This is a genomic window from Trinickia mobilis (assembly GCF_017315705.1).
GTDB classification, from domain to species: Bacteria; Pseudomonadota; Gammaproteobacteria; order Burkholderiales; family Burkholderiaceae; genus Trinickia_A; species Trinickia_A mobilis.
In genome coordinates this window covers 1-20,157 of record NZ_JAFLRF010000010.1, presented here as the reverse complement: position 1 = coordinate 20,157, position 20,157 = coordinate 1, and the positions used below count along the sequence as shown (strand labels likewise).

Annotated in this window: 21 protein-coding genes, 1 other RNA gene and 2 pseudogenes; 13 read left to right on the top strand and 11 right to left on the bottom strand. The window is 62.6% G+C overall.

All coding sequences use genetic code 11. The features are described 5' to 3' along the window. Positions 1–15: 15 nt before the first annotated feature. The 7 genes from aroA to gyrA all read right to left on the bottom strand — a co-directional run bounded on the left by aroA (position 16) and on the right by gyrA (position 9,322). A complete protein-coding gene (gene aroA / locus J3489_RS15610) occupies positions 16–1,320 on the bottom strand; it encodes a 3-phosphoshikimate 1-carboxyvinyltransferase (protein WP_206999464.1) in 1,305 nt (434 codons plus the stop codon). 11 nt (positions 1,321–1,331) lie between these two features. Next, complete coding sequence (locus J3489_RS15605) at positions 1,332–2,264, bottom strand: prephenate dehydrogenase (RefSeq protein WP_206999463.1); 933 nt, start codon at positions 2,262–2,264, stop codon at positions 1,332–1,334. 77 nt (positions 2,265–2,341) lie between these two features. Next, positions 2,342–3,481, bottom strand: a complete 1,140-nt coding sequence (gene hisC / locus J3489_RS15600; RefSeq protein ID WP_206999461.1) for a histidinol-phosphate transaminase — start codon at positions 3,479–3,481, stop codon at positions 2,342–2,344. Between the two features lie 52 nt (positions 3,482–3,533). Then, a complete protein-coding gene (pheA, locus tag J3489_RS15595) occupies positions 3,534–4,616 on the bottom strand; it encodes a prephenate dehydratase (protein ID WP_206999459.1) in 1,083 nt (360 codons plus the stop codon). 51 nt (positions 4,617–4,667) lie between these two features. Further along, the gene (gene serC / locus J3489_RS15590; protein ID WP_206999457.1) at positions 4,668–5,750 is read right to left on the bottom strand and encodes a 3-phosphoserine/phosphohydroxythreonine transaminase; all 1,083 of its coding nucleotides are present in this window, start codon (positions 5,748–5,750) and stop codon (positions 4,668–4,670) included. Between the two features lie 207 nt (positions 5,751–5,957). Further along, entirely contained in the window at positions 5,958–6,569 is a 612-nt protein-coding gene (locus tag J3489_RS15585; RefSeq protein ID WP_206999455.1) for a DUF2059 domain-containing protein, read from the bottom strand. Between the two features lie 140 nt (positions 6,570–6,709). Next, positions 6,710–9,322, bottom strand: a complete 2,613-nt coding sequence (gene gyrA / locus J3489_RS15580) for a DNA gyrase subunit A (RefSeq protein WP_206999453.1) — start codon at positions 9,320–9,322, stop codon at positions 6,710–6,712. Positions 9,323–9,819: 497 nt separating this feature from the next. Here gyrA and ompA point away from each other — a divergent pair, with 497 nt between their 5' ends. From ompA to J3489_RS15540, 9 genes and pseudogenes are all read left to right on the top strand, one after another. After that, positions 9,820–10,470: an outer membrane protein OmpA gene (gene ompA / locus J3489_RS15575; protein ID WP_206999450.1), complete on the top strand. Its 651-nt coding sequence runs from the start codon at positions 9,820–9,822 to the stop codon at positions 10,468–10,470. A gap of 175 nt (positions 10,471–10,645) precedes the next feature. Next, positions 10,646–11,344, top strand: a complete 699-nt coding sequence (gene ubiG, locus J3489_RS15570; protein ID WP_206999448.1) for a bifunctional 2-polyprenyl-6-hydroxyphenol methylase/3-demethylubiquinol 3-O-methyltransferase UbiG — start codon at positions 10,646–10,648, stop codon at positions 11,342–11,344. A 42-nt stretch (positions 11,345–11,386) separates the two neighbouring features. Further along, positions 11,387–12,100: an HAD family hydrolase gene (locus J3489_RS15565; protein ID WP_206999446.1), complete on the top strand. Its 714-nt coding sequence runs from the start codon at positions 11,387–11,389 to the stop codon at positions 12,098–12,100. A 122-nt stretch (positions 12,101–12,222) separates the two neighbouring features. Continuing rightward, positions 12,223–12,579, top strand: a transfer-messenger RNA (tmRNA) gene (gene ssrA / locus J3489_RS15560). Positions 12,580–12,782: 203 nt separating this feature from the next. Further along, complete coding sequence (locus tag J3489_RS38570; protein ID WP_309491377.1) at positions 12,783–13,226, top strand: tyrosine-type recombinase/integrase; 444 nt, start codon at positions 12,783–12,785, stop codon at positions 13,224–13,226. Further along, positions 13,112–13,744, top strand: coding sequence for a tyrosine-type recombinase/integrase (locus J3489_RS15555; protein ID WP_309491380.1), 633 nt, complete (start codon positions 13,112–13,114; stop codon positions 13,742–13,744). The genes J3489_RS38570 and J3489_RS15555 overlap by 115 nt, the downstream gene beginning before the upstream one ends. Positions 13,745–13,962: 218 nt before the next feature. After that, positions 13,963–14,181, top strand: a pseudogene (locus tag J3489_RS38830) (type II toxin-antitoxin system RelE/ParE family toxin); the annotation flags it as partial. Further along, entirely contained in the window at positions 14,174–14,494 is a 321-nt protein-coding gene (locus J3489_RS15545) for a helix-turn-helix domain-containing protein (protein WP_206999792.1), read from the top strand. The pseudogene J3489_RS38830 and the gene J3489_RS15545, both read left to right, overlap by 8 nt. Positions 14,495–14,533: 39 nt before the next feature. Next, positions 14,534–14,710: a hypothetical protein gene (locus J3489_RS15540; protein ID WP_309491376.1), complete on the top strand. Its 177-nt coding sequence runs from the start codon at positions 14,534–14,536 to the stop codon at positions 14,708–14,710. A gap of 82 nt (positions 14,711–14,792) precedes the next feature. Here J3489_RS15540 and J3489_RS15535 read toward each other — a convergent pair whose 3' ends face one another. Beyond that, complete coding sequence (locus tag J3489_RS15535; RefSeq protein WP_309491375.1) at positions 14,793–15,377, bottom strand: SOS response-associated peptidase; 585 nt, start codon at positions 15,375–15,377, stop codon at positions 14,793–14,795. 299 nt (positions 15,378–15,676) lie between these two features. Between J3489_RS15535 and J3489_RS15530 the strand changes: the two genes are divergently transcribed. Further along, on the top strand, positions 15,677–15,907 hold the full coding sequence (locus J3489_RS15530; protein WP_206999442.1) for a hypothetical protein: 231 nt from the start codon (positions 15,677–15,679) through the stop codon (positions 15,905–15,907). Positions 15,908–16,197: 290 nt separating this feature from the next. On the opposite strand, the gene J3489_RS37670 is transcribed toward J3489_RS15530, so the two are convergent. Next, positions 16,198–16,611 (bottom strand): hypothetical protein, encoded by a 414-nt coding sequence (locus tag J3489_RS37670; RefSeq protein WP_242540076.1) that lies wholly within the window; start codon positions 16,609–16,611, stop codon positions 16,198–16,200. Here J3489_RS37670 and J3489_RS39075 point away from each other — a divergent pair. Beyond that, entirely contained in the window at positions 16,598–17,206 is a 609-nt protein-coding gene (locus tag J3489_RS39075) for a hypothetical protein (RefSeq protein WP_445267839.1), read from the top strand. The genes J3489_RS37670 and J3489_RS39075 overlap by 14 nt on opposite strands. Positions 17,207–17,913: 707 nt before the next feature. Further along, positions 17,914–18,267, top strand: a complete 354-nt coding sequence (locus J3489_RS15520) for a hypothetical protein (protein ID WP_206999441.1) — start codon at positions 17,914–17,916, stop codon at positions 18,265–18,267. A 98-nt stretch (positions 18,268–18,365) separates the two neighbouring features. On the opposite strand, the gene J3489_RS15515 is transcribed toward J3489_RS15520, so the two are convergent. Together J3489_RS15515 and J3489_RS15510 are read right to left on the bottom strand one after the other, a co-directional pair. Then, positions 18,366–18,632, bottom strand: a complete 267-nt coding sequence (locus J3489_RS15515; RefSeq protein WP_206999438.1) for a hypothetical protein — start codon at positions 18,630–18,632, stop codon at positions 18,366–18,368. A 146-nt stretch (positions 18,633–18,778) separates the two neighbouring features. Then, a complete protein-coding gene (locus J3489_RS15510) occupies positions 18,779–19,873 on the bottom strand; it encodes a substrate-binding domain-containing protein (protein WP_206999436.1) in 1,095 nt (364 codons plus the stop codon). 130 nt (positions 19,874–20,003) lie between these two features. On the opposite strand from J3489_RS15510, the pseudogene J3489_RS37655 reads away from it, so the two are divergent. Next, positions 20,004–20,157: pseudogene (locus tag J3489_RS37655) on the top strand (formate dehydrogenase); the annotation flags it as partial.

Genomic DNA, 20,157 nt, shown 5'->3' with positions numbered 1-20,157 from the left:
CGATAACAACGTCGGTCAGGTCGCGGCGAGCGTCTCGAAGCGCTCGAAATAATCGGGGAAGGTCTTGCCGACGCACTTCGGATCGTTGATCCGCACAGGCACGCCGCCCAGCGCGACGAGCGAGAAGCACATCGCCATGCGGTGGTCGTCGTAGGTGTCGATGGCGGCGTTCGGGGTGAGCTGCGCGGGCGGCGTCACGACCAGGTAGTCGGCGCCCTCTTCGACCGTCGCGCCGACCTTGCGCAATTCGGTCGCCATCGCGGCGATGCGGTCGGTCTCCTTCACGCGCCAGCTCGCGATGTTGCGCAGCGTCGACGTGCCGTCGGCGAACAGCGCGGCGACCGCAATCGTCATGGCCGCGTCGGGAATCAGGTTGAAGTCCATGTCGATCGCTTCGAGCTTGCCGTGGTCGTGGCCCACGCCGCGCACCTCGATCCAGTCGTCGCCCATCGTCACGTTTGCGCCCATGCGCATCAGCGCGTTGGCAAAGCCGACGTCGCCCTGGATGCTCGCGCGTCCGACGCCTTCGACCCGGATCGGCCCGCCGCCCAGCGCGCCTGCCGCGAGGAAATAGGACGCGGACGACGCGTCGCCCTCGACCATGATCGAGCCCGGCGACTGGTAGCGCACGCCGGCGGGCACGGTAAAGCGCTGCCAGCCCTCGCGCACGACGGTCACGCCGAAGCGCGCCATCAGCTTGATCGTGATCTCGATGTACGGCTTCGAGATCAGTTCGCCTTCGACTTCGATCACAATCGAGCCGCTCTGCGAGCGCACGATCGGCAGCGTCATCAGCAGCGCGGTCAGGAACTGGCTCGATACGTCGCCGCGCACGCGGATCGGCGTGTCGACCGAAACCGGAGCCGCGTGGATCTTGAGCGGCGGATAGCCCTCGTTCAGCTCGTAGTCGATCCTCGCGCCGATCTGCCGCAGCCCGTCGACGAGGTCGCCGATCGGCCGCTCGTGCATGCGCGGCACGCCGTGCACACGATATTCGCCGCCGTTCACAGCCAGCGCCGCAGTCAGCGGGCGAATCGCCGTGCCTGCATTGCCGAGGAACAGATCCGCCGTTTTCGCGACGAACGCGCCGCGCGTGCCCGTCACGACGCACACGTCGCCGTTGCGCGTGAACTGCACGCCGAGCTTTTCAAGCGCGTCGAGCATGACGCGCGTGTCGTCCGAGTCGAGCAGGTTCGTGATCGTCGTCTCGCCTTCCGCGAGCGCCGCGAGCAACAGCACGCGGTTCGAAATGCTCTTCGAGCCGGGCAGCCGGACGGTGCCGGACGCACGGGAGAACGGTCCGAGGTCGAGATATTCCATGGTCATTCCTGTTATTTCGCGGGACTGGCGCCGGCAGCGACCTTGCCGCCGCGCTCCTGCCATTCGGTACGCGCCTTGCGCGAACGTGCGAACGCGGCTTCGAGCGTCGCGCCGTCGCCTGCGTCGATCGCCGCGCGCAAGCGCGCGAGCACGGCGGTGTACGCGTCGAGTTCTTCCAGCAGCGCTGCCCGGTTCGCCACGCAGATGTCGCGCCACATTTCCGGGCTCGACGCGGCGATCCGCGTGAAATCGCGGAAGCCGCCGGCGGCAAACGAGAATTTCAGATCGGCGTCCGGCCCTTCGAGAATCTGCTCGACGAGCGCAAACGACAGCACGTGCGGCAAGTGGCTCACGGATGCCAGAACGCGGTCATGCTGCTCCACGCTCATCTGGCGGACTTCGGCCCCCGTCGCTTTCCACATCGCCTCGATGCGCGCGACGGCAGCCGGCGAGTTCTCGGGCAACCCGCAAAGCACGACATTGCGTCCGACGTACAGATCAGGAAGCGCCGCCTCGACGCCGCTCGATTCGCGGCCGGCAATCGGATGCCCAGGCACGAACTGGCCGATGCACGGACCAAGGGCCGCGCGTGCGGCGGCGACGACATCGGATTTGGTGCTGCCCGCGTCGGTCACGATGGTCGCGTCGTCCAGAAACGGCGCAATGCGTGTGAGCAACGGCTGAGTTTGCGCGACCGGCGCCGCGAGCAGGACGATATCGGCGCCTGCCAGCGCGTCGCGCAACTGCGCGTCGTCGCCCAGCGCGGCGACACCGTCGATGACGCCCAGCTCGCGCGCGCGCTCAACCGAAGCCGCCGAGCGCCCGACACCGATCACCGTGCCGCGCGGCCCCGGCGCACCGCGCTCGCGCAGCGCGCGCGCGAGCGATCCGCCGATCAGCCCGACACCGAAAATCACCAGTTTGTTGAATGAGAACGCGGTCACGACGGACAGACTAAAAAAGCGCGCGATGAGCCCAGGCTCTCGCGCGCGGGATGGACATCAACCGCCCGGCCTGCCGCTCAGGCAGGCGCGAGCGCCTTTTCGAGCGCGGCGATGAACGTCTCGTTTTCTTCCGGCAAGCCGATCGTCACACGCAGCCACTGCGGCAGCCCGTAGTTGCCGACCGGACGCACGATCACGCCTTGCTTCAAAAGCGCCAGATTCACACGCGCACCGGCGCCGTCGTCATTGCCGACGCGCACCAGCACGAAATTACCGTACGACGGCACATATTCGAGATCGAGCTTGTCGAACGCCGCGGTCAGCCGACGATAGCCCGCCGCATTGAGCGCCGCGCTCTTTTCGAGGAACGCGCGATCGTTCAGCGCCGCGACGGCTGCCGCTTGTGCGAGCGTGTTCACGTTGAACGGCTGGCGCAGACGGTTCAGCAAATCGGTCAGCTCCGGCTGCGCAATCGCAAAGCCGACGCGCAGCCCGGCCAGGCCAAATGCCTTCGAGAACGTGCGCGACACGAGCAGGTTCGGATAACGGCGCGTCCAGGCGATCGAGTCGTAGCGCTTGTCCGCGGCGAGATACTCGGTGTACGCCTCGTCGAGCACCACGACCACATTGCGTGGCACCTTCTCGAGAAACGCTTCGAGCACCGGGCCGTCAATGAACGTGCCGGTCGGGTTGTTCGGGTTGGCGACGAACATGAGGCGCGTGTCGGAATCGATGGCCTTGAGCATCGCGTCGAGGTCGTGGCCATACTTCGCCGCGGGCGCCCCGGAGGCAGTCCCCTTGGGGGAGACGACGATCGCACGCGCGCCGATGCCTTGCGTCGCGAGCGCATACACGACGAACGAGTATTGCGCGTAGACGATCGCCTGATTCTTCTCGACCAGCGCATGCGCGGCGAGCTCCAGAATGTCGTTGCTGCCGTTGCCGAGCGTGATCCAATCCGCCGGCACGCCGTAGTGCTCGCCCAATACGGCCTTCAGCTCGAACGCGTTCGCATCCGGATAGCGGCCCAGATCGGCGGCGGCCTGCGCCATCGCTGCCTTCGCCGACTCCGGCATGCCGAGCGGATTTTCGTTCGATGCAAGCTTCACGATGTGCGCTTCATCGAGACCAAACTCGCGGGCAACTTCCGAAACCGGCTTGCCGGCGACGTAAGGCGCGATCGCGCGCACATAGGAGGGGCCGTATTGCGTTGTCATATATGTCTCCAAGTAGGCGGTTGGGCGAGAGCCGGGGACGGCGCGCGGCGCATCAGCGCGCGCGCGGATACGAGCCGAGAATCTTCAGGAACGCAGCCATCTTCTCGAGATCGCCCAATGCCGCGGCGACGGGCGGATCTTCGCGATGGCCCTCGAGATCGATATAGAAGTAGTACTCCCACGTGCCGACGCGCGCCGGACGCGACTCGAAGCGCGTCATCGACACGCCGTGCCGTGCGAGCGGTTCGAGCAGCTTGAACATCGCGCCGGCCTCGTTCCTCACCGACACGATCAGCGACGTCTGGTCGCGCCCGCTCACGCCCGCCGGCTCCTTGCCGATCATCACGAAGCGCGTGCGGTTGTGCGGATCGTCCTGAATCAGCGCGTAGGCGACCTGCAAGCCGTAGTGGGCCGCGGCGCGATCGCCGGCAATCGCGGCAACGGTCGGATCGCTTGCGGCAAGACGCGCGGCTTCCGCGTTGCTCGATACGGCCTGGCGCTCCAGATGCGGCGCGTTCGTCGCGAGCCAGCGCTGGCACTGCGCGAGCGCCTGCGCATGCGCGCAGACGCGCGTCGCGCCGGTCAGCCCGCCGCTTAGCGTCAGAAGATTGTGGTGAATCGGCAGCGCGAGCTCGCCGCCGATCACGAGCTGCGTCTGCAACAGCAGATCGAGCGTGCGCGAAACGGCGCCTTCGCTCGAATTCTCGACCGGTACGACGCCGAAATCCGCGGCGCCCGCCTCGACCGAGCGGAACACCTCGTCGATCGACGGGCACGCGAGACCTTCGATCGCGTGACCGAAGTATTCGTACATCGCCTGTTCGCTATAGGTGCCGACGGGCCCGAGATAGGCGGCGCGCACCTGCTGCTCGAGCGCGCGGCTCGCCGCCATGATCTCGCGCCAGATCGCGCTGATGTGATCGCCCGCGAGCGGCCCGGCGCTCATGTCCTGCAAGCGCGCGATCACCTGCTGCTCGCGCTCCGGTCTGAACACCGGCGCGTTGTAGTGCTTCTTGACCTCGCCTACTTCGAGAGCGATCGCCGCGCGCTGGTTGAGCAGCGCGATCAGCTGCGCATCGATCGCGTCGATGCGATCGCGCAGCGGTTTGAGCTTGGTATTGAGTTCGTCGTCCATGCGTAATACGGCCGTATGAAAGTAAGCGCGCCGCCTGTCAAGTCGGAGCGATCAGGCTTGGCGCTGTTCGAATTCCTTCATGTACTCGACCAGCGCCTTGACGCCTTCGAGCGGCACCGCGTTGTAAATCGACGCCCGCATTCCGCCGACGGACTTGTGGCCCTTCAGCTGCAACAGCCCGCGCGCCTTCGCGCCGGCGAGGAAATCTTCATTGCGCGACTCGTCCGCGAGGAAGAACGGCACGTTCATCCGCGAACGCGAAGCGCGTTCAACCTTGTTGGTATAGAAAGCGCTGGCGTCGATCGCGCCGTACAGCAGCTTCGATTTCTCGATGTTGCGCGCTTCGATCGCCCGCAAGCCGCCCAGCTTCTTCAGCCACTTGAACACCAGGCCCGCGATGTAGATCGCGTAGGTGGGCGGTGTGTTGTACATCGAATTGTTCTCGGCGACGGTCTTCCACTCGAACGCCGACGGGCAGATTGGGAGCGCCCGGTCGAGCAGGTCCTCGCGCACGATCACGACCGTGACGCCCGCCATGCCGATGTTCTTCTGCGCGCCGCCGTAAATGGCGCCGAACTTCGCGACGTCGAGCGGGCGCGAGAGGATGTGCGACGACACGTCCGCCACGAGCGGGATGTCGCCGAGATCGGGAATATCGAAGGTTTCGACGCCGTGGATCGTCTCGTTCGTACACAAATGCACGTACGCCGGGTCGTCGGAGAGCTGCCATTCGGCGCGAGCCGGCGAGCGCGTGAAGCCATCGGCCGTCTGGCCGCTTGCGGCCAAGTGCGGCGCGCAATATTTGTGCGCTTCCTTGAACGTCTTTTGCGACCACGAGCCCGTCAGGACGAAATCGGCCGTCTTCTTCGTACCGAGCAGGTTCATCGGCACGATCGCGTTTTCGCCGAGGCCGCCACCCTGCAGAAACAGAATACGGTGGCTGGCCGGCACGTCGAGCAGCTCGCGCAGGTCCGTGAGCGCCTCTTCGTGGATCGAGATGAATTCCTTGCCGCGATGGCTCATTTCCATCACGCTCATGCCGCTACCACGCCAATCGAGCATCTCGTCGGCAGCTTGGCGCAGCACTTCCTCAGGCAGCGCCGCAGGTCCGGCGGCGAAGTTAAAGACGCGCATTGTGGGAACCCCGAAAGAAGGTGCGGTGGCAAAAGGAAATACCGAAAAACAGCGCCCGAATAGATAATGGCCGTCTGCGCTCCCGCGCAAACGGCCATTATCGCACTGTCACCGGCAAGCCGCCAAACCCAGGCGCCTTGTCAGCCCGGCCGATCCGCAGCGAAAGGGCCCGGTATAGCGCCCCCGGCGAACCTTATAGCCAGCTGATTACTTGCCCGGCTTGACCGCCGCGACTTCCTTGTCGGCTTGGTCGCGCGTTGCCTTGATCGATTGCGGCATGTACTTCTGCATCAGGCCGTTCACGACATCGCGGCCCACTTGGTCTTGCACCTGGATGAACTTGCGGCCCGTCGGGCTCTTGTAGAACGCCGTCAGGTCCTTGATTTCCGACGTGCTGTAGTACTTTGCGTACGCTTCATACTGAGCCTGCATCGCGTCCTGGCGGAACGAATCGGTCGCGAAAACCTGGCCTGCCGTGTCAACCAGTTTCGGCACCGCGTTCTTTTGAAGCGTCGGCACAGAGGCTTGCTTTTGCTTGTCCGTCAGCGTCTTGTTTTCCGACAGCGCGTCCGACAGGATCGCCGGAACCAGCTGCTTAGCTTGCATTTGCGCGCTGTTGCCGATTGCGCCAACCAGCTTCTGCGCGTCGATGGCGTCGAGCAGGTCCTTGATTGCGGCTTGCTTGGCCGGATCGACCGGAGCTGCTGCCGGTGCCGCTGCGGTCGTGTCGGCCGGCGCTTGATTCTGGAGCGCCTGCGCCATCGCGAAGGTCGGCACGAAAGCAGCCAGCAGCATCCATTGCTTGAATCGTTGTTGCATCATTACTCCCTAAAAGAAATAGTCGAATAGCTTGACGCACGAAGCGTATCGCAACACCGTGTTGCGGGATCATTCGCTTCGTACGGTTCTCCATGCGGTTACTTTCTCGCGACGCCTGTCATGCACGACTTGTGTGCAGATCAGCCCTCGCCGTTTTCGTCATCCGCCGCCGTACTTTCGGCATCCGCTTCGCCATCCGCCTCGGCGATTTGCTGCAGGCCGGAGAGCTTGGTGCCGTCATCAAGGCTGATGAGTGTAACACCTTGCGTTGCGCGGCCCATTTCACGAATTTCCGAAACACGCGTGCGAATCAGCACACCGGTTGTCGTGATCAGCATGATCTGATCTTCGGGGTCGACAAGCGTGGCGGCCACGACCTTGCCGTTGCGCTCCGATGTCTGGATCGCGATCATCCCCTTCGTGCCGCGCCCATGACGCGTGTACTCGGTGATCGGGGTGCGCTTGCCGTAGCCGTTTTCGGTCGCGGTCAGCACCGACTGCTGCTCGCTGCCCGCCACCAGAAGCGCGATCACCTGCTGCCCTTCGTCCAGCTGCATGCCGCGCACGCCGCGCGCTTCGCGACCCATCGGTCGCACGTCGTTTTCATCGAAACGCACCGCCTTGCCCGAATCCGAGAAGAGCATCACGTCATGCGCGCCGTCCGTGATTGCGGCGCCGATCAGGTAATCGCCGTCATCGAGGCCGACCGCAATAATGCCCTTGCGCAAAGGCCTGCTGAAAGCCTCGAGCGGCGTCTTCTTGACCGTGCCCAACGCGGTTGCCATGAAGACGAACTTGTCTGCCGAGAACTCCTTGATCGGCAGCACGACGTTGATCTTCTCGCCTTCCTGCAGCGGGAACATGTTGACGATCGGACGGCCGCGGGAGTTGCGCGAGCCTTGCGGTACCTCGTAGACCTTCACCCAGTAGACGCGGCCGCGATTCGAGAAGCAGAGGATGTGGTCGTGAGTGTTCGCGATGAAGAGCGTGTCGATCCAGTCGTCTTCCTTCATCTGCGTCGCCTGCTTGCCACGGCCTCCGCGCTTCTGGGCGCGATATTCGGACAACGGCTGCGATTTCACGTAGCCGGCGTGCGACATCGTCACGACCATGTCCTGCGGCGTGATCAGGTCTTCGGTGTTCAGTTCGGTCGCATTCATCTCGATCTTCGAGCGGCGCGCGTCGCCGAACTCGGCCTTCACCGCCGTCAGCTCGTCGGTGATGATCGTCGTGATGCGCTCCGGGCGCGCGAGGATGTCGAGCAGATCGGCGATCTGCGCCATCACTTCACGGTATTCGCCGATGATCTTGTCCTGCTCGAGACCCGTCAGGCGTTGCAAACGCATCTGCAGGATTTCCTGCGCCTGCGTATCCGACAGCTTGTAGAGACCGTCGCCCTGCATCCCGAACGCCGGGTTCAGGCCTTCCGGGCGATACGCTTCCCGGCCGCCGGCCGCGGCGTTCTCGGTTTCCGCGCGCGACAGCATGTCGCGCACGAGCGACGAATCCCACGCGCGCGCCATGAGTTCCTGCTTGGCGATCGGCGGGGTCGGCGCGGCCTTGATGATTGCGATGAATTCGTCGATGTTCGCGAGCGCGACGGCTAGGCCCTCGAGCACGTGGCCGCGTTCGCGCGCCTTGCGCAGTTCGTATACAGTGCGCCGCGTCAGCACTTCCCGTCGATGCGACAGGAACGCGCTAAGCATTTCCTTAAGATTCAGCAGCTTAGGCTGGCCGTCGACGAGCGCGACCATGTTCATGCCGAACGTGTCCTGGAGCTGGGTCGCCTTATATAAATTGTTGAGGACGACCTCTGGCACCTCGCCGCGCTTCAGCTCGATCACGACGCGCATGCCGCTCTTGTCCGACTCGTCTCGGATATCCGAAATGCCTTCCAGCTTCTTCTCGTTGACGAGCTCGGCGATCCGCTCGAGCAGCGAACGCTTGTTAACCTGATACGGCAACTCGTCGACGATGATCGCCATGCGCTGGCCGCGATCGATTTCCTCGAAGTGCGTCGCCGCGCGCATCACGACGCGGCCGCGCCCGGTGCGATAGCCGTCGCGCACGCCCGTGACGCCGTAGATGATGCCCGCGGTCGGGAAATCCGGAGCGGGAACGATCTCGATCAGCTCATCGATGCTCGCCTCCGGGCTCTTCAGCAGGTGGTGGCAGGCGTCGACGACTTCATTCAGGTTGTGCGGCGGGATATTGGTCGCCATGCCGACCGCGATCCCCGACGAGCCATTGATCAGCAGATTGGGGATGCGCGCCGGAAGAATCAGCGGCTCGCTCTCGCTGCCGTCGTAGTTCGGACCGAAATCGACGGTTTCCTTATCTATATCAGCAAGGAGCTCATGGCCGATCTTCGCCATACGGATTTCGGTGTAACGCATCGCGGCGGCGTTGTCGCCGTCGATCGATCCGAAATTGCCCTGCCCGTCCACCAGCATGTAGCGCAGCGAGAAATCCTGCGCCATCCGGACGATCGTGTCGTATACAGCGGTGTCGCCGTGCGGATGGTATTTACCGATCACGTCGCCGACGATACGCGCGGATTTTTTATAGGCACGGTTCCAGTCGTTGTTGAGTTCGTGCATCGCGTACAGGACGCGCCGGTGCACTGGCTTCAAGCCGTCACGGACATCGGGAAGCGCACGCCCCACGATCACGCTCATCGCGTAATCGAGATACGAACGGCGCATTTCCTCCTCGAGGGAGATTGGCAGAGTCTCTTTGGCGAATTGATCCATTATCCGTATCTTTTCCAAGCGAAAATGAACACCAAAATCAAGAACTTTGGCCCACCTTCGCATTGGCGCCGCAAAAGCAGCGCATCACGCGATTCTATCATGCGGCGCAACCGCGCCCGCCGCGGGTACGTACTCCCCATTGCACAGAGACCGCGAAGCCGCTGTGAACCGCTCTCGCCACGCTGTTGACGAGACGATTTTTCTTCGCTCCAGGCACGCCTCATGCGGTCGCCGCGCGACCGCAGAAGCCCGCCAGGCTTACTGTTGCGCATGCACCACAATTGTGTTGGGGGATCGGAACGCTCGGGAATTTTTTTTCGTGGGTCGGGAACTGTATGGCAAAATGCCAACGCACTTGGTTAGACATTGCTCGAAGTGTCTTCAGGGCCCGGCCTTTTTTGTGCCGCACCAATGTTATACTTCGAGCAATGTATGACTTGTCTTCGTCAACAAGCTCGCAGTAAACCTGCGGTAATCTCAATTTCGAGAGGAGAAATATGAATAAACTTTCAAAGCTCGCGTTCATTGCAGCTACCGTAGTTATGGCTGCATCCGCTTCGGCACAGTCAGTGCCGGCCTCGCGACAACAAACGAATGACAACTGGGTGAACGGCACCGGCGAATACGTGTGGATGAACGGCACGAACGAGCTTTGCTGGCGCGATGCGTTCTGGACGCCCGCAACGGCCAACGCAAAATGCGACGGCGCACTGGTCGCGCAAGCTCCGACGCCGCCCGCTCCGGCTGCTCCGGCTGCTCCGGTCATCAGCAGCCAGAAGATCACGTACCAAGCTGACACGCTGTTCGACTTCGACAAGGCTGTCCTGAAGCCGGCTGGCAAGGAAAAGATGGACGATCTGGCTACGAAGATCCAAGGCGTGAACCTGGAAGTCGTCGTTGCAACGGGCTACACCGACCGCATCGGTTCGGACAAGTACAACGACCGTCTGTCGCTGCGCCGCGCTCAAGCTGTGAAGGCATACCTGGTCAGCAAGGGCATCGAAGCCAACCGAATCTACACGGAAGGCAAGGGCAAGCGCAATCCGGTTACGACGGGCTGCAACCAGAAGAACCACAAGCAACTCATCTCCTGCCTGGCACCGGATCGCCGCGTGGAAGTCGAAGTTGTCGGTACTTCGAAGCAGTAAGCTGCACGATACCGCAGCATCAAAGCCCCGCTTCGGCGGGGTTTTTTTATGTCGGCCCGAATTGGCGCTTCAGCTGTCGGCTTGCCCACCTCGTTTTGCCCCTGTTCGCAGGCCCCTATATACTCGGGGCTAACCCGCAGCCCCCATCCACGCTCTTCGCAAAGCCGCATCCGCCATGACCAACGCCGATCCCCATGAGCTGCAGAAATTCAGCGATCTCGCGCATCGCTGGTGGGACCCGAACGCCGAATTCAAGCCGCTGCATGAGCTGAACCCCGTCCGGCTCGGCTGGATCGACTCCCATGCGCACCTGGCCGGCAAACGCGTGCTGGATATTGGCTGCGGAGGCGGCATCCTGTCGGAATCGATGGCGGGATTGGGCGCACAGGTCAAGGGCATCGACTTGTCGACGCAGGCGCTTGGCGTTGCCGACCTGCACAGTCTGGAGAGCGGCGTAAGCGTCGACTATGAAGAGATCGCAGCAGAGGCGCTCGCGTCACGCGAACCAGGCACCTACGACGCTGTCACCTGCATGGAAATGCTCGAGCACGTGCCTGATCCCAGCGCCATCGTGGCGGCATGCGCAACGCTCGTGAAACCCGGCGGCTGGGTCTTTTTCTCTACGCTCAATCGCAACGTCAAATCGTATTTGTTTGCCGTGATCGGCGCCGAGTACATCGCGCAAATGCTGCCCAAGGGCACGCACGACTATGCGCGCTTTATCCGTCCGTCTGAGCTGGCGGGGTTCGTGCGCTCGGCCGGCCTGCACAGCACGGATATCAAGGGCATCACGTACAACCCGCTTGCCAAGCGCTTCGGATTGTCCGACGACACCAGCGTCAACTACCTATTCGCGTGCCGGCGCAGCGCCTGATCCGCGCGCCGGTCCAAACTCTTTCCGTTCCCGATTGACCTCATGAGCGACCCCACCCCCCTGCCGCAACGCGAAAGCGACGAGGCGTCGATCGGCCTGTGCCAAGCCGTCTTATTCGACCTCGACGGCACGCTTGCGGACACCGCACCCGATCTTGCCGCTGCCGTCAACAAAATGCGCCACGACCGCGGTCTCGACATGCTGCCGCTCGACGATCTGCGCCCGCTCGCGTCGGCCGGCGCGCGCGGCCTGATCGGCGGCGCATTTGGCATCGGCCCCGAGCACCAGGGGTTCGCGTCGATGCGCGAGGAGTTTCTGGCCAACTACGAAGCCGATTTGTGCATCGAAACGACGCTCTTCCCGGGCATCGGCCAAATACTCGACGAGTTGGACGAGCGCGGCGTGCGCTGGGGCATCGTCACGAACAAGGTTTCGCGGTTGACCGATCCGCTCGTCGAGCTGCTTGGCCTCGACCTGCGCGCGGGTTGCGTCGTCAGCGGGGATACGACACCGCATTCGAAGCCGCATCCGGCGCCGCTCTTGCATGCGGCGAAGGAACTCGACGTGCAGCCGGAGCGAGTCGTCTACGTCGGCGACGATCTGCGCGACGTGCAAGCGGGGTTCGCGGCAGGCATGGTCACCGTCGCCGCTGCTTACGGATACTGCGGAACGGACCTGCCCCCGACTCAATGGCACGCGCAGCATGTCGTGCAATCGACCGGTGAACTGCAGCGACTGCTGCGCGAGATTGGCTGACGCGGCGCTCAATCCTGCGGCGAACGGCCCGCCGCAGAAGCTGAATTTCGCCTCCAGCCGCGTCTTTAGCCCGCAAGGCTGCGCCAAGGTCGTAGTTCTATGGGATAATTAACGACTCCACAGGGGCCGACCTGGTTTCGACGTGGGTAACGAAGCAGCTCAGGGCATACCGAGGACCCGTCACCTCGTAAATCAATGGGACTTAAGTAACTGCGAACGACGAAACGTACGCATTGGCGGCTTAACCCCGCCAACCTCGCACTAGCTCTCTGACGGGCTAGGGTCGCAAGACCAGCGAGGTCATTCACGTCAGATAATCCTTGGTGGTGTCACGACGCCGGGGCCGAAAATCTAGTGACTCGCCGTAACGAAGCGTGTTCGTCCGCGTCGGTGCGGTTAAATCAAATGACAGAACTAAGTATGTAGAACTGGTTGTGGACTATTTGCGGACGCGGGTTCGATTCCCGCCGGCTCCACCAACACATCATTCAGTATCATTCGTCCCCTTTCACAAAAGCCTCGTGGACCTATAATCCGCGGGGCTTTCTTCATTCGGCATCGTTCAGGATCATTCGCCATCTAACACCCCATTCCGGGGGTATCGATGACGGCACCCAGACATGCGTCGGATGCCGATACCCTCAAAGGCCGTAAACCCGCGCCACATAAGGAAGGGAATGACATGGCACTCACGGATATCGCAATCAAAAAAGCCGCCCCGCGAGAGAAACAGTACCGGCTCGCCGACGGCGGCGGCATGTACCTCGAAGTCAAGCCGACCGGGGCGAAATACTGGCGGCTGAAGTACCGCTACGGCGGGAAAGAGAAGGTCCTCGCCCTGGGCATTTACCCGACCGTCACCCTGAAAGAGGCGCGCGAGCGGCGCGAGGCGGCGAAGAAGCATCTCGACGCCGACATCGATCCCGGCGCGGCAAAGGTTGCCGAGAAGCTGACGCGCCAGGCGAACGCCGAGAACACGTTCGAAGCCGTCGCCCGCAAGTGGCACCGCAAATTCTCGAAAGAGCTGAACGATTCGCACGCCGAGCGCCAGCTACGCCGGGTCGAGGTCCACGTCTTCCCGAAGGCCATGCGTACAAGGGCTCGCCGATCGTCTCCGCGGCCCTGAAGCTGGCCCCGCTCGTCTTTCAGCGGCCGGGCGAGCTACGCCTTGCCGAATGGCCCGAATTCGACCTCGACGGCGCGACGTGGGAAATCCCGGCGGGCCGCATGCAGCGGAAGAAGGCCGGCAAGCTCAACGGCGCCGATCACTTCGTTCCGCTGTCGACGCAGGCCGTGGCGATCCTCCGCGAGCTCTACGCGCTGACGGGCGCCGGCAAGCACGTGTTCCCCTCCGTCCGCGGCGACGTCCGGCCAATGAGCGACGGCACGCTCGCGGCGGCCTACAAGCTCATGGGCGTCGTCAGTGAGACGGCCACGCCGCACGGCTGGCGCGCGACGGCCCGCACCCTGGCTGTCGAAAAGCTCGGAATCCCCGTGGAAATCGTCGAGATGCAACTCGCGCACGACGCGCGAGACGTCCACGGCCGCGCGTATTACCGGACGCAATGGCTCGACCAGCGGCGAGACCTCATGCAGCGATGGGCAGACTGCCTCGACGAGCTCAGAGCCAAACCAGAGAGTTGAAATGTGTTGCACCTGGTGCTATATTACGTTCGCAATATGAGCGGAAAAACCAATGAAAAAAGAAGATCGTAGCCGAACCGGCGATACGGGTGTTCAAGACGAATGGATTCAATAAGCAAGCGAAGAAGGCAGAGATTTCAGACGGCGAACTGTAGGATGCCGCTGCGGCCCTCGCCAAAGGTCAGGGCGACGACCTCGGGGGCAACGTCTGGAAGAAGCGGCTGAACAAGAACATGCACCGGAGCATCGTCGTCGAAAAGGTTGGAAACTTGTGGATCTTCGTTTTCCTGTACGCCAAGAAGGATCGCGAGAACATTGAAGATGACGAGTTGGCGGCGTTCAAAGAACTCGCGGATATGTACGCCAAATTAACCGAAGACGTTATCGAGAAGGCGATCAAGTCTGGCAAACTGTTGGAGATTGAAAATCATGGCTAAAACCAAATTCAAGAGCGATGCCTTTGAGTCTATTCACAGCGCCGTTTCGGACCTTCGCGAAGCAGGCATCGTTGACAAGCGCACCATGCGCAAATTCGACGGTCTGTGCATCGCCGAAACGCCCGCTTTCGACGCGAAGGCCGTCGCGAGCATCCGCAAGGCTGCAAAGGTCAGTCAGCCGGTATTCGCTCTCTACCTGAACACAAGCGTGTCCACCGTCCAGAAGTGGGAGACCGGCGCCAAGCATCCGAGCGGCATGGCCGCAAAGCTGCTGCAGGTCATTCAGAAGCACGGGCTACAGGTTCTCGCTTAAAGGCCCATGTACCACTTCATCGAAAGCGGGCTGCGAAACGTGTGGCTGGCGAATGGCTTTCACGTCCGCGAGACGTCATACGGTAACGCCGTTTCCTTCGAGGACGGCGACGGCCTGCATCAGGCCATTGAGCGCGCGGCAGACCTCGACCGCAACGCCGTGCGGAAGCTCGTTTTCGAATACACGGCGACGGGCTGGCTCTCAAAAGCGGCTTAACAAGTCGCGAGACTGACACCAAGGGCAGGCAGAGATATCTCTCCTGCCCTTTTTCTATGGCCGAGGCTCGTAGCGCACCGAGTCATTTCGCCTTCGGGGACTCTGCGGCGGCCATCAGTTGTTCGGCCGGAAACAGATTCAGGAACGAGCGCGCCTCGTCGACGTCCCGACAGTCGAGCCAGTCGTCATAGTCATCCGGCCGCACGATCACAACAGAGCGCTTCTCATCTCCAGGCTTGTAAAAACGTCGCATGAGCGGACGCGCGTGCGAATTGACCGTCAGCATCGTGAACCACAGCGCTGGCCCTTCCGGTTCGTCCCAGGCCCGCCACAGGCCCGCGATCGCAAACGGATCGCAGGACGCCATGCCGATTCGCCAGCGCACCGCCTTACCCGTCTCATAGTTCGGCTCATAGAACGCATCGCACGGGATCAGGCAAAGCTGCTGCTTTTTCCAGGCGCCGCTAAAGCTGCGCTTCTCGCCGACGGTCTCGGCGCGCGCATTCATCGTATCGAAGACCTTCACACCTGGCGGAATGTGCTTGCGCGGCACCATGCCGAACGTTGCCGGGGCAACGCGGCGCCCTCCCTCCTCGTCGCGACGCAGGATCGGTGCGCCATAGTCTTTGTAGACGTCATCTCGCCATTCGTCGGCCGGCGGCTGCACGCCGTCGTACTCTTTCGAAGGTTCGCCGACGTGCGGCGGCGTAGTTCGTGCACATGGCGCCCTCCTATGATCGGCCAATGATAGTGCCAGATTCACCGGTTTTTCGGCAAAGCTATGTCACGGGAGGAACGTCCGACACCGGACACCCTCGTGCGACATTTGCGCTGCCTGTCGGCTCGAATGCGATGGTTTCCGTCAGACGATAAAATCGGGCTGCGCTTGCCAAAGCCAATTCCCATTGGCGCGGCGCGTGGAATCGATTTGCGCGGTCTAGTTACCCCGCGCCGTAGGAAAAAGGCATGGAAGAATATTTTGTGACGAGATCCAGCGCCATCGCATGGGTGGTCTCGGAACATCAGGCCTTGATCGAGCAGGAAGGCAATCGCGTTCCAGACCAGAACGGCGTTGGTCGGCGTGCCCGGATCGAGGAGCTGGCACAGCTGCTATTCGATGTACGGGCAGGTCGTACACTGGAATTTCTGCTACCCACTTCGCGCGGTAGGGTTCGGGTCTTCGTCACCCCTGACTAGCCCCCTTGATCTTTACCGGATTCGGCGCTTAGGACACGAGCCCCTGCTCAGAGTCCCAGAACTCAATGGATGTCGTGGACCGCAGACAGATGCGCGGGGCTCAGAACGGCCCAGGCTGTGTCAAAACGTGCGCCGCTGCCGCTCAGCGAAGAAGTCGACCTGCCAGAACGCTCGCTATGGGCTTTGCAGCACCTCGCGAGGGGTAAAGCGCCCTCAAACCGTGGAATTTCGAGTTTTGACACAGCCTCGGCCACAACTGGCCATTTGCAACGGGGGTATCTCTCGTCATACTATTTCGCAGCAAGACCTTCCCGCCTATCCAGCCGATCCACCGAATCCTCACCATGCCCGCCGGCAAGACGCACTTTCAGGATCTGCCTGTCGCCCTCGACGCGGACCAGCGGCTCGAAATCGCGCACCAGCATTTCGACGTTTGCGCGCTGCCCATCCAGCAGCAGCTCCTGGCGTGGTGCGACCGTATGATCGGCGTGGTCGACCTCCTGACGACGCGCGATGAACGCAGGCAGCCGTTTCGCGGCTGGATCGACCGCTACGCCGTGGGCGAATTCCTGTTCGCCGACTGCTACACCGACCGCATCACGCAAGATCGGACGATCGCGCGGATCTCCCAGGACAACTCGCGCAGCATCCTTCCACGTATTTTTCGACACCGCGCCCGACAGCGAGCTCGTGTATCCCGGCAAACGGCGCACGGACACGGTGCTCGAAGGCGGTATCTTCGCCGTCGATCTCGACCAGCCCGTGCAGTTCAAACGCGCGCCCTGCCGGCACGTCACAATTTTTCTGCCGGGCGCGTTGCTGCGCGAGATCGTGCTGCTGATCGCGGACGCGTTCGGCGAGCAGGCGGGGCTGAAGGGCAGCAAGCCTGCGCTCGCGCGGGCCATGGCGTTCGATCAGGCGCGCCGCTACGTGCACGCGAACCTGCACGACGACGGTCTTTCGCCCGATCGCGTCGTGGAATCGCTGGGCCTCTCGCGACCCACGGTCTATCGCCTCTTTCAGCACGAAGGGGGGCTTGGTGCCTACATCCGGCCGGCATGTGCGCCTGCGCGCCGCCGCCGACGAGCTCGTCGCATGGCCCGGCGTTCCGGTGCGGGACATCGCCTATGCTCACGGCTTCAGCAGCGCGTCGGACTTCACGCGGGCGTTTCGGCGAGCTTACGGCCTCGCACCGCAGGACATCCGGCAGTATCACGACGGCGTGCGCGCAGCGCCAAAGCGGTCGTGACCGGGCCAGCCGGCCGCCGGATCAGCCGTTTCCACCCTGAAAGAGCGTGAGCTTGTTGACAGGGTCGAGCAGCGGCATCCGCGTCCGGCAGTGCTCGGCCTAAGCGGACAGTCGACCCGAGTGCAATATGCAGCGCAATCGACCACCGAAAGTCTAGACTGCGGGCTATCCGCTTCGAAACAATAATCGGGAGGGGAATGGACCGGACCGAGCGACGGGCAGAGTACATCCGCCAAATACGTGCCGCCCAGTTATTAGATGCGGTGTTCCTGCTCTTCTACTACAACGAGTGGACGCGTCGTTGGGGACCACTATCGGAGCGCGCCCCGGCGCTTGACTTGTCGGAAGTTTTGCCTGCATTGAGCCAACCCACTTATGAGCACGCTTTGGCTTTGGTGAAGCGGATGTGGAAAGACGCGGCAGCAGTAGGCCTAGCATTCTTTAAGTATCCTCAGGCCAAGCGGACATTCGAAGAAGAACTAATCGTTTTCAAAACGGAGAACCCGGGATTCAGTGAAGAGTCGTACGAGCATGGCTATGCATGCTGCCTTCGTTGCGCTCCGGTAATCTCCATGCCTAGCACGAAGCGAGGAGGCATACAGCCGTCTCAAATGGCCGCTTCGTGGTGCGACGACTGTCTCTTATGCGTCGCCTGCACGCATTTCGGCAAAACCCGCCCCGTATCGCCACCGGTTGAACCCCGGTCGACACAACGACTACATTGAAATCGCACTGCCCTCGCCCCAAAGGCAAAACCATGAACACACTTCCCCTCCTCGCCGCAGTGCCCGCAGCCCTCGCGATTGCGGCTTGCAGCTCGCCTAACGTCCAGGACGTCCGCTCGTCCGAGCCGCTCGTCTTCGTGCAGTCGCAACGCGCTCCGAGCGACATCTCGAACTGTTTGCGAAGCAGAATCGACGGCCTTCGAATGAGTACCGGCAACGGATCGACCGAGCTGACGGTCGGCCACGGCTCGGAGAACTATGCGTGGCTCATTACGTTGATGCCTTCCGGCTACGGCTCGGTGGTCAAGGTGCAGAAATCGCCCGGCGACGACGGTTCGGTGCCGGAGCCTGAAATGCGCTTCGATATCGCGCGCTGCACGACGTGAGCGGCGCTTTTTGCGCGCGCTCGCATCAATGGAACAGCGATCGCCCGCGCGACTCGGCGCGAGCGATCAAGCGTCAGATGACTAGCAATGCCTCTCGATCAGTTGTCGTTCGGGCATTGCAGATTGCACCCGTCCGGGTTGCCGAGATCGCCCTGCTTGCGCAGCTTCGATACGGGCCCATGCTGGTACTTTTTCGACGGTGCCGACGCCGCGAACTCCAATTGCGGGTGCTGTTGAAGCTGGAACTGCTCTTGCAGGATGCCGCCCGGCACCCCCGGCGAGTTCTGTGCGAATGCGAGCGACGTCACAGCGAGCAATGCGCCTGCCGCAGCCGCGGCAGCGCAGGCGTTGATAAGCAATTTCATAGCGATTCGATGCCGCTTGAGGCGGACTGAAGAACAAAAGGAACGTCCAACGGATAGAGCGTAACGCAGATCGGCATCGCTATGCAGCGAAGTGTTACCTGTGTAACGCAAAGCCCTTCCGATGGAACCCATCGCGCACTTTAGCGCTAAGCGCTCTCCGGCACCGCCGCTCCGAGCAATCCGCTCGCCACATCGACAATCGTCCCGCAATGCGCCGGGTCGTATCCGGCGAGATGCGCGACCGTCGCTCGGAACGCGTCGCTTTGCAGCACCTGCACGACCGGTGCGAGCGGCGACGAAGCGAGCGGCGCGCGCTCACACGCGAAATAATAGTCTTCGTCGACGATCGGGATGAAGTCGAGGCCGAAATGGTGAGCGGCCGGCTCGACGCCGAAGCCGAGGTCGGCCATGCCGCTCGCGACAAACGCCGCAATCGCCGAATGCGTCAGCTCCGCCGACGCATAGCCGTTGATGCGCTCGGGATCGATGCCGATGCTGCGCAGCGCCAGGTCGAGCAGCATCCGCGTGCCGGAGCCCGGCTGCCGGTTGACGAAGCGCACGTCGTCCCTGGCCAGGTCTTTCAAGCCGCGAATTCCCTTCGGGTTGCCTTTCGGCAAGAAGAGCCCCTGCTTGCGTTGCGTCAGATGAATCAGCACGTGCCGCTGCGGATCGAGCCAGCGGCCGTAGACACCCGCGCATTTCTCGCGGAACGCCCCGCGCGGCAAGTGAAACCCGGCGAGGTCGCACTCGCCGCGCGCGAGCGCGGTCACGGCCTCGGCGCTGTCGCGGTACTTGATGTCGACCGACTCCGCGTCGCGAGCCACCAGCGCCGTCACGAGCGCCGCAACCGCGTAGCCATGCGACGCCTGGATGCGCACCGCGCCGCCATGCTGCCCGAGCCGGCGATTCAGTTCGCTCGCCACTTCGCTCGCGAGTGCCTGCATATTGCCGTCGAGCCGCTCGGCGCATAGGCGTTGCGCCCGCACCACGGCCTGCCCCAGTTCCGACAGCGCGGACCCTTTGCCGCGCTCCTTCGTGATCAGCGCGCCGCCCAGACGTTCCTCGATCGCGCGCAACATGCCCCAAGCGTGCCGATACGACAAGCTCTTTTGCGCAGCCGCCTGGGCGATGCTGCCCGTTTCGCCGACGAGCGCGAGCAGCGGCACGACGTCGGTCAGGCTGGCTTCGCGGCCCGCGCTATCGACGACAACCAGCTGCGCCTTACAATCGATCTGGATCATTTATGCAGTGCTTCTTCCTATTGCGAAAGGTTTATGGTCCGCCTATCGTTGTGGGGCAAACCACAAACCAAAGCATATATGCGCTTTATATGAACAACAAGTGCATATTTGATCTTGGAGGAGCCCCACCTTGGATAACCCCGCAGTCGTTGCGCCGGAAGAACTCGTTCGCCGGCATGTGAAGCCCGGCGCGTCGCTGCTCGCGGTGCTCCACGCGATTCAGGACGAAGCCGGCTTCATTCCGCCGGAAGCCGTTGCGCCGTTGGCGCGCGCGCTGAACCTCT